At 77.0% G+C, this 7627-nt stretch carries 6 protein-coding genes and 1 pseudogene; all 7 read right to left on the minus strand.

What is annotated here, in order from left to right:
• Positions 1–48 precede the first annotated feature (48 nt).
• A complete protein-coding gene (thrC, locus tag HLB09_RS10290; protein WP_171203290.1) occupies positions 49–1134 on the minus strand; it encodes a threonine synthase in 1086 nt (361 codons plus the stop codon).
• Positions 1135–1252: 118 nt separating this feature from the next.
• Positions 1253–2575 carry a homoserine dehydrogenase gene (locus HLB09_RS10295; protein WP_322790124.1) on the minus strand — a complete coding sequence of 441 codons (1323 nt, stop codon included), beginning with the start codon at positions 2573–2575 and terminating at the stop codon, positions 1253–1255.
• A 155-nt stretch (positions 2576–2730) separates the two neighbouring features.
• On the minus strand, positions 2731–4497 hold the full coding sequence (locus tag HLB09_RS10300) for a DEAD/DEAH box helicase (RefSeq protein ID WP_171203291.1): 1767 nt from the start codon (positions 4495–4497) through the stop codon (positions 2731–2733).
• 37 nt (positions 4498–4534) lie between these two features.
• The gene (locus tag HLB09_RS10305; protein WP_171203292.1) at positions 4535–4852 is read right to left on the minus strand and encodes a DUF3039 domain-containing protein; all 318 of its coding nucleotides are present in this window, start codon (positions 4850–4852) and stop codon (positions 4535–4537) included.
• Between the two features lie 295 nt (positions 4853–5147).
• Positions 5148–5714, minus strand: coding sequence for a YqgE/AlgH family protein (locus HLB09_RS10310; RefSeq protein ID WP_322790125.1), 567 nt, complete (start codon positions 5712–5714; stop codon positions 5148–5150).
• Between the two features lie 83 nt (positions 5715–5797).
• Positions 5798–7288, minus strand: coding sequence for an NAD-dependent malic enzyme (locus HLB09_RS10315; RefSeq protein ID WP_171203293.1), 1491 nt, complete (start codon positions 7286–7288; stop codon positions 5798–5800).
• Positions 7289–7311: 23 nt separating this feature from the next.
• Positions 7312–7627, minus strand: a pseudogene (locus HLB09_RS10320) (hypothetical protein); the annotation flags it as partial.

Below are 7627 nucleotides of genomic sequence, written 5' to 3' on the forward strand. Positions count from 1 at the left end.
CGCCCGAGGGGCCCACCGCTGCGTCCGCCGTCGGGCCCGCCACGGCGCTCAGCCCTCGAGGCCGAGCGCGGCCGCGGCGGTCATGGCGTCGACGGGCACGCGCACCGGCGAGACCTCCTCGCCGTCCGCCGCGCGCAGCGCCCACTGCGGGTCCTTGAGCCCGTGGCCCGTGACCGTGACGACGACGCGCAGGCCCGGGTCGAGGTCGCCGGCGGCGTGCCGCTTAAGCAGCCCCGCGACGCCGGCCGCCGAGGCCGGCTCGACGAAGACTCCGTCCTCGCTCGACAGGAGCCGGTGCGCGGCGAGGATCTCCTCGTCGGTGACGCTCGCGACGAGCCCGCCGGAGTCGTCCCGGGCCGCGACCGCCTGCTCCCACGACGCGGGGTTGCCGATGCGGATCGCCGTCGCCAGCGTGTCGGGCGCGTCGACGGGGTGCCCCAGGACGATCGGCGCCGCGCCCGCGGCCTGGAAGCCCCACATCCGCGGCGTCCGCGTCGCGGGCCCCGGCTGCGGCGACGACGTCGTGTACTCCGTGTAGCCCTTCCAGTACGCCGTGATGTTGCCGGCGTTGCCCACGGGCAGGCAGTGGACGTCGGGCGCGTCCCCGAGGACGTCGACGACCTCGAAGGCACCGGTCTTCTGCCCCTCGATGCGGTAGGGGTTGACGCTGTTGACGAGCTCGACGGGGTAGGCCTCGGCGAGCTTGCGGGCCAGCGTGAGGCAGTCGTCGAAGTTGCCGTCGACCTGCAGCAGGGTCGCGCCGTGGGCGATGGCCTGGCTGAGCTTGCCGAGGGCGATCTTGCCCTCGGGCACGAGCACGCCGCAGGCCATCCCCGCCGCCGTGGCGTAGGCCGCCGCCGACGCCGACGTGTTGCCCGTGGAGGCGCAGATCACGGCCCGCGCCCCGAGCCCCTTGGCCCGCGAGATCGCCGACGTCATGCCCCGGTCCTTGAACGACCCGGTGGGGTTGCAGCCCTCCACCTTGACGAAGACCTCGCAGGACGTGCGCTCGGACAGCGCGTGCGCCCGCACCAGCGGGGTGCCGCCCTCCCCCAGCGTTACCACCGGGTCGTCGCCGCCGAAGGGCAGCCGGTCGCGGTACTCCTCGATGACGCCGCGCCAGACGTGGGCCACGGTCAGCTCCCCTCCTGCGGCGCTCGTCGCGCCTCGTCGGCGCCCCCGACGGGCGCGGGCTCCGGGTGGCGGCCCGCCGGCGTCGCCGCCGGGCCGAGTGCTCCTGCGGTCGTGCGGCTCAGGCGCCCTCGACGCGCAGGACCGAGGTGATGCCGAGCACCGCCGGGGCGGCCTCCAGCGCCTCCACGGTCGCGGCCAGGGCCGCGTCGCGGGCCTCGTGCGTGGCGACGACGAGCGCCGCGGTGCCCTCGGCGCCGTCGCCGAGGGGCGTCTGCCGCACCGTCTCGACGCTCGCGCCGTGGTCGGCGAAGACCTGCGCGACCTGCGCCAGCGCGCCCGGCCGGTCCTGGACCTCCAGGCGCACGTGGTAGCGGGTCAGCGCCTCCCCCATGGGCCGCACCGGCAGGTCCGCGTGGGCCGACTCCGACGACCCGCGGCCCCCGGTGACCCGGTGGCGGGCGACGGCGACGAGGTCGCCGAGGACGGCGCTGGCCGTGGGGGCGCCGCCGGCGCCCTGCCCGTAGAACATCAGCGGCCCGGCGCCGCGCGCCTCGACGAAGACCGCGTTGAAGGCGCCGCGCACGCCCGCCAGCGGGTGGGTGCGCGGGACCATCGCCGGGTGCACGCGCACCGAGACGCCGGCGCCCGGGCCCTCGGGGTCGCCGTCCTCCCCAGCCGTGCGCTCGCAGATCGCGAGGAGCTTGACGACGGCGCCGGCCTCGCGCGCGGCCGCGACGTCCCCGGCCGTGACCCCCGTGATGCCCTCCCGGTGGACGTCGGCGGCGCTCACGCGCGTGTGGAAGGCGAGCGAGGCGATGATCGCGGCCTTCGCGGCGGCGTCGAAGCCCTCGACGTCGGCCGTCGGGTCGGCCTCGGCGTAGCCCAGGGCCTGCGCCTCCTGCACGGCCTCGTCGAGGCCCGCGCCGGTCGTGTCCATCTGGTCGAGGACGTAGTTCGTCGTCCCGTTGACGACGCCGAGCACCCGGTCCACGCGGTCGCCCACGAGGGAGTCCCGCAGCGGGCGGACGATGGGGATGGCCCCCGCCACGGCCGCCTCGAAGTAGAGGTCGACGCCCGCGGCGTCGGCCGCCTCGTACAGCCGCGGGCCGTCCTCGGCGAGCAGCGCCTTGTTCGCGGTGACGACCGACGCGCCGTGCGCCATGGCCCGCAGCAGCAGCGAGCGGGCGGGCTCGATGCCGCCGATGACCTCGACGACGAGGTCGGCGCGCTCGACGAGGCCCTCGGCGTCGGTCGTCAGCAGGGCCGGGTCGAGGCCGGGCGGGCGCTGGCGGCCGGGGCGGCGGACGGCGACGCCGACCAGCTCCAGGCGCGCGCCGCACCGGGCGGCGAGCTCGTCGGGCTGCTCGAGCAGCTCGCGCGCCACCTCCGAGCCGACGACGCCGCAGCCGAGCAGCGCCACGCGCAGCACGCGCTCGTTCACGCAGCACCTCCGCAGGTCAGGACCGGGACGCCGGGCGGGGCGCCGACCCGAGGGGGCGGGCGCCGCCGCCGATCCTCTCGCGGTCCACGCCTCGGCCGCGGCGCATCTCAGGACATGGGACCACGAGCGGGCGGGCCGCGCGGCGGGCGGCCACGTCAGAGGGAGGCGAGCAGGTGGTCGCGCCGCCGCGCCAGGAGCTCGGGCGACGCGGTCGCCGAGCCGGGCCCCGGCACCTCGGTGCGCAGGCGCCGGTGGACGACCGCGTGGGGCACGCCCGTGCGCGCCGCGAGCTGGCCCACGAGCCGGTTGACCTCCCGGCGCAGGCCCGCGGTGCTGCGCCACGCGGCCTCGTCGGGCTCCTCGGGCGCGTCCTCGACGGCGGTCCCCTGGTCCTCGGCCCCCTCGCCCCCGCGGGAGGCGGCGATCCGCCGTCGAGTCTCCTCGTCGCGGCTCGCGAGCAGCGACGCGGTCTGCTCCGGCGTGAGCAGGCCCGGGATGCCGAGGAACTCCTCGTCCTCCGGGCCCGCCGGCTCCGCCACGACCGCGCGGCCGCCGTGGAGGACGTGCGCGAACTGCGCGTCCGCCTCCAGCGACTCGTGCTGGCCGACGGCGTCGGACGCCTCCCGCTCCGGCGGGGGCCGCAGGTCGAGGGCGTCGTCGGGCGCCTCCGCCGGGGCCGGGAGGACGTGCTCGCGCTCGCTCTCGAGCTCGGCCGCCAGCGCCAGCAGCGGCCGCACGGCCGGCAGGAAGACGGTGGCGGACTCGCGCGGCGAGCGGGAGCGCACCACGCGCCCGACGGCCTGGGCGAAGAAGAGGGGCGTGCGGTAGCTCGTCATCCACGCGAGGCAGGCGGCCCGCGGCACGTCGACGCCCTCGGAGACCATGCGGACGCAGACGGCCATCCGCTGGGTGCCCGCCGCGAAGTCCTCGATCTTCCGCGACGCCTTCGGGTCGTCGGAGAGGATGAGGACGGGCGCCGTCCCCGTGACCCGCTTGACGACGTCGGCGTAGGCGCGCGCGTCGTCCTGGTCGCTCGCGAGGACGAGCCCGCCGGCGTCGGGCATGCCCGTCTCGCGCAGGTGCGTGATCCGGTCGTCCATGGCGGCGACGACGTGGGGCACCCAGCCGCCGCGCGGGTCCAGCGCCGTCTTCCACGCCGCCGCCTCGACCGAGCGCGTGCCCGGCTCCGACAGCGACGCCGCCACGACCTCGCCCGCGCTGTTCCGCCACCGCGAGGTGCCGGTGTAGGCGGCGAAGACGACGGGGCGCACGACGGCGTCGGCGAGCGCCTCGCGGTAGCCGTAGGTGTAGTCGGCGCGGCTGCGCAGCTCGCCGCCGCCGACGTCCTCGTAGTGGACGAAGGGGATGCGCTCGCCGGGCTTGGTGCGGAACGGCGTCCCCGTCAGGCACAGGCGGCGGCGCGCGCCCTCGAAGGCCTCGGCGCACGCGTCGCCCCAGGAGAGGCCGTCACCGGCGTGGTGCACCTCGTCGAGCACGACGAGGGTGCGCTTGGCCGTGGAGCGCGCGGCGTGCAGCGCGGGCTTGCCCGCCACCTGCGCGTACGTCGTCACGTAGCCCTGCGCCCCGGCCGGCACGGGCCCGACGCTGTTGGGCAGCGCCGGGTCGAGGACGACGCCCGCGCGGTCGGCGGCGTCGGCCCACTGGGTGCGCAGGTGGTCGGTCGGGCACACGACGACGACGCGGTCGACGACGCGGCGCTCGAGCAGGCGGGAGGCGAGGGCCAGCGCGAACGTCGTCTTGCCGGCGCCGGGCGTGGCCGTGACGAGAAAGTCCTCGCGGCCGGGCTCGGCGTCGTAGAGGTCGAGGGCGGCGCTCTGCCAGGCGCGCAGGGCTCGCGCGGGCGTGCTGGCGCGGCGCTGCGCCCCCTGGGCGGGGACGGCGCGGGAGGTGCGGGTGCTCACGCGGCCGGTGCGCCCCCGGCCGGCCGGGCGACCGCCGTCACTTGTCGCCGCCGGAGCCGCCGCCGTCGGCGGGCTCGCGCAGGCCCTCGTAGACCTCCTTGCACTGCGGGCAGACGGGGAACCGCTTCGGGTCGCGACCCGGCACCCAGACCTTCCCGCAGAGGGCGGTGACGGGCTCTCCCGACAGCGCCGACTCCATGATCTTCTCCTTGCGCACGTAGTGCGCGAAGCGCTCGTGGTCGCCGGGCTCCGACAGCTGCGGCTGCTCGACGAGCTCGCGCTCGAGGACCGACGTCGCGGAGCGCGACGGGTCCGACGACGGGCCGTCGGGGGGCTCGGGCGAGGAGGTGCTCATGGGCGCCGATGCTACGTCGGCGCGCCCCCGGCGGCGGGCAGCGACGACGACCGCGCCGTCCCCACGGTCGACGTGTGGCCATGTCGCCCTCGGAACGCTTCCCCGCAGGGCGACATGTGGCCATGTCGCCCTCGGAACGCTCCACCGCAGGGCGACGTGCGGCCGTACGGCCCGGACGAGTCCGGGGATGCGCGGCAGGGGCGACATGGCCACTCATCGCCTCGGGAGGGTCCGGCGGGAGGGCCACATGGCCACACATCGCCCCGGGAGGGGGCGCGGCGGGACGCCCGGCGGGTCAGTTGTGCGTCGGGTCGTCGGGGAAGCTCGCCAGCAGCGAGAGCCGACCGGGCTGGCGGCGCAGCACGTCGGCCCACAGGCCGGCCGGGCGCGAGGTGACGGCGTCGGAGGGCTCGGCGTCGAGCACGAGCCAGGAGCCCTCGGCGACCTCCCCCTCGAGCTGGCCGGGGCTCCAGCCCGCGTACCCGGCGAAGATGCGCAGCCCGGAGGCGGAGCGGGAGACGTCGGCGGGCACGGCGTCGAGGTCGACGAGGCCCAGCGCGCCGATGATGCGGCGCACGCCGACGGGCTCGGGGCCGTCGCCGGGCACGACGACGAGGCCGAGCGCGGAGTCGAGGGCCACCGGGCCGCCGCGGAAGAGGCGCGCGGGCTCGGTGACGTGCTCCTGCCAGGGCGGCAGCACGGCGTCGACCCGCACGGGCAGGGGCCGGTTCACCACGACGCCGAGCGCCCCCGCGTCGTCGTGGTCGAGGACGAGGACGACGGTGCGCCGGAACTCCTGCTCCCACAGCGAGGGCGCGGCCACGAGCAGCCGCCCCACGTACCGGTCGCCGTCCGTCACCACGGCGCCATCATCGCCACCGCCCGGACCGGCCGCGCGACGGGCGCCCCCGGGACCCGCGGCCCTCGGCCGTCGGGCCGGGTCCCTCAGAGCGTGCCGGCGACCGCGCCCGCGGAGGAGCCGACGTCCTCGCCCGCCTCGGCGGCGGCCTCGGTGGCGGCCACGACGGGCGAGGGGGTCTCCCCCGCGCCGGCGGCCCGGGCGGCGGCCTCGACGGCGTCGGCCACGACCGTGGCGACGTCCGGGTGGAAGACGCTCGGGACGATGTAGGCCGCGTTGAGCTCGTCGTCGCCGACGACCGCGGCGAGCGCCCGGGCGGCCGCGAGGAGCATGTCCTCGTCGATCGAGTGCGACTGCGCGTCGAGCAGCCCCCGGAAGACGCCCGGGAAAGCGAGCACGTTGTTGATCTGGTTGGCGAAGTCGCTGCGCCCCGTGGCGACGACGGCGGCGTGCTCGGCGGCCGCCGTCGGGTCGACCTCCGGCACCGGGTTGGCGAGCGCGAAGACGACCGCGTCGGCCGCCATCGTGCCGATGTCCTCGCCGGTGAGGATGTTGGGCGCGCTGACGCCGATGAAGACGTCCGCCCCCGCGAGGGCGTCCTTGAGCGTGCCCGTGAGGCCGCGCGGGTTGGTGTGCTCGGCCGTCCAGCGGGCCGAGGGGTGCAGGCCGGGACGCTCCGCGTGCACGACCCCGTCGATGTCGGCGACGACGACGTCGCGCGCCCCGGCGGCGAGCAGCAGCTTGAGCACCGCGGTGCCGGCGGCCCCCGCCCCGGACATGACGACGCGGACGTCGGGCAGCTGCTTGCCCACGACCTTGAGCGCGTTGAGCAGCGCCGCCGTGCAGACGATGGCCGTGCCGTGCTGGTCGTCGTGGAAGACGGGGATGTCGAGCTCCTCGCGGAGCCGGTCCTCGATCTCGAAGCACCGCGGCGCGGCGATGTCCTCGAGGTTGATGCCCGCGAAGACGGGGGCGATGGCCTTGACCGCGCTGATGATCTCCTCGGTGTCGGTCGTGTCGAGGCAGATCGGGAACGCGTCGATGCCGCCGAAGCGCTTGAAGAGCGCGGCCTTGCCCTCCATGACCGGCAGCGCCGCGAGCGGGCCGATGTCGCCGAGGCCGAGCACCGCCGTGCCGTCCGTGACGACGGCCACGGTGTTGCGCTTGATGGTCAGGCGCCGCGCGTCGGCGGGCTCCTTGGCGATGGCCTCGCAGACGCGGGCGACGCCGGGCGTGTAGATGAGCGAGAGGTCGTCGCGGTTGCGGATCGGCATCTTCGGCTCGACGGAGATCTTGCCGCCGAGGTGGGCGAGGAAGGTCCGGTCCGACACTCGGCCGATGTCCACGCCGTCGAGCGCGCGCAGGTGCTCGACGATCTCGTCGGCGTGGTCGGTGCCGCGCGTGGCGCACGTCACGTCCACCCGGACCCGGCCCGCGCCGGAGGCCGTGACGTCGAGCGCCGTGACGATGCCGTGCCCGCTCTCGATGGCCGAGGTGAGCTCGCTCACCGCGGTGGGCCGCGCGGGGAGCTCGAGGCGGACCGTGATCGAGTAGGAGACGCTCGGCGCAGCAGGCATGGGCGGCATCCTGCCGCACCGCCTCAGCGGTCGCGGCGCACCGCGGCGAGCAGCTCCGGGCCCCGCCGGTCGAGCAGCGCACCGCCCCGCCGCACCCCCTCGCGCACGACCAGCGCCCCGAGGCCCGCGCCCGCGACCAGGGCCAGCGCCCCGCACCAGGGCCACAGCGCGGAGGCGAGCGCGAGCGCGACGGCCGGGAGCGCGAGCAGGCCCGTGGCCCCGGTGGTGACGAGCTGGGCGAGCGCGCCGGGCAGCGCCGCCCCGCTCGGCGAGGAGAAGGGGCTGTCCCCCGCCGCCTGCGCCGGGTAGGGGCGCACCGCGCTGACGACGGCGGACACC

The organism is Pseudokineococcus marinus (genome assembly GCF_013004605.1).
Taxonomy (GTDB): Bacteria; Actinomycetota; Actinomycetes; order Actinomycetales; family Quadrisphaeraceae; genus Pseudokineococcus; species Pseudokineococcus marinus.

Coding starts and splice junctions, on each gene's coding strand:
- HLB09_RS10305 (WP_171203292.1), bottom strand. CDS start 4,852: ATGAGCACCTCCTCGCCCGAGCCCCCCGACGGCCCGTCGTCGGACCCG.
- HLB09_RS10315 (WP_171203293.1), bottom strand. CDS start 7,288: ATGCCTGCTGCGCCGAGCGTCTCCTACTCGATCACGGTCCGCCTCGAG.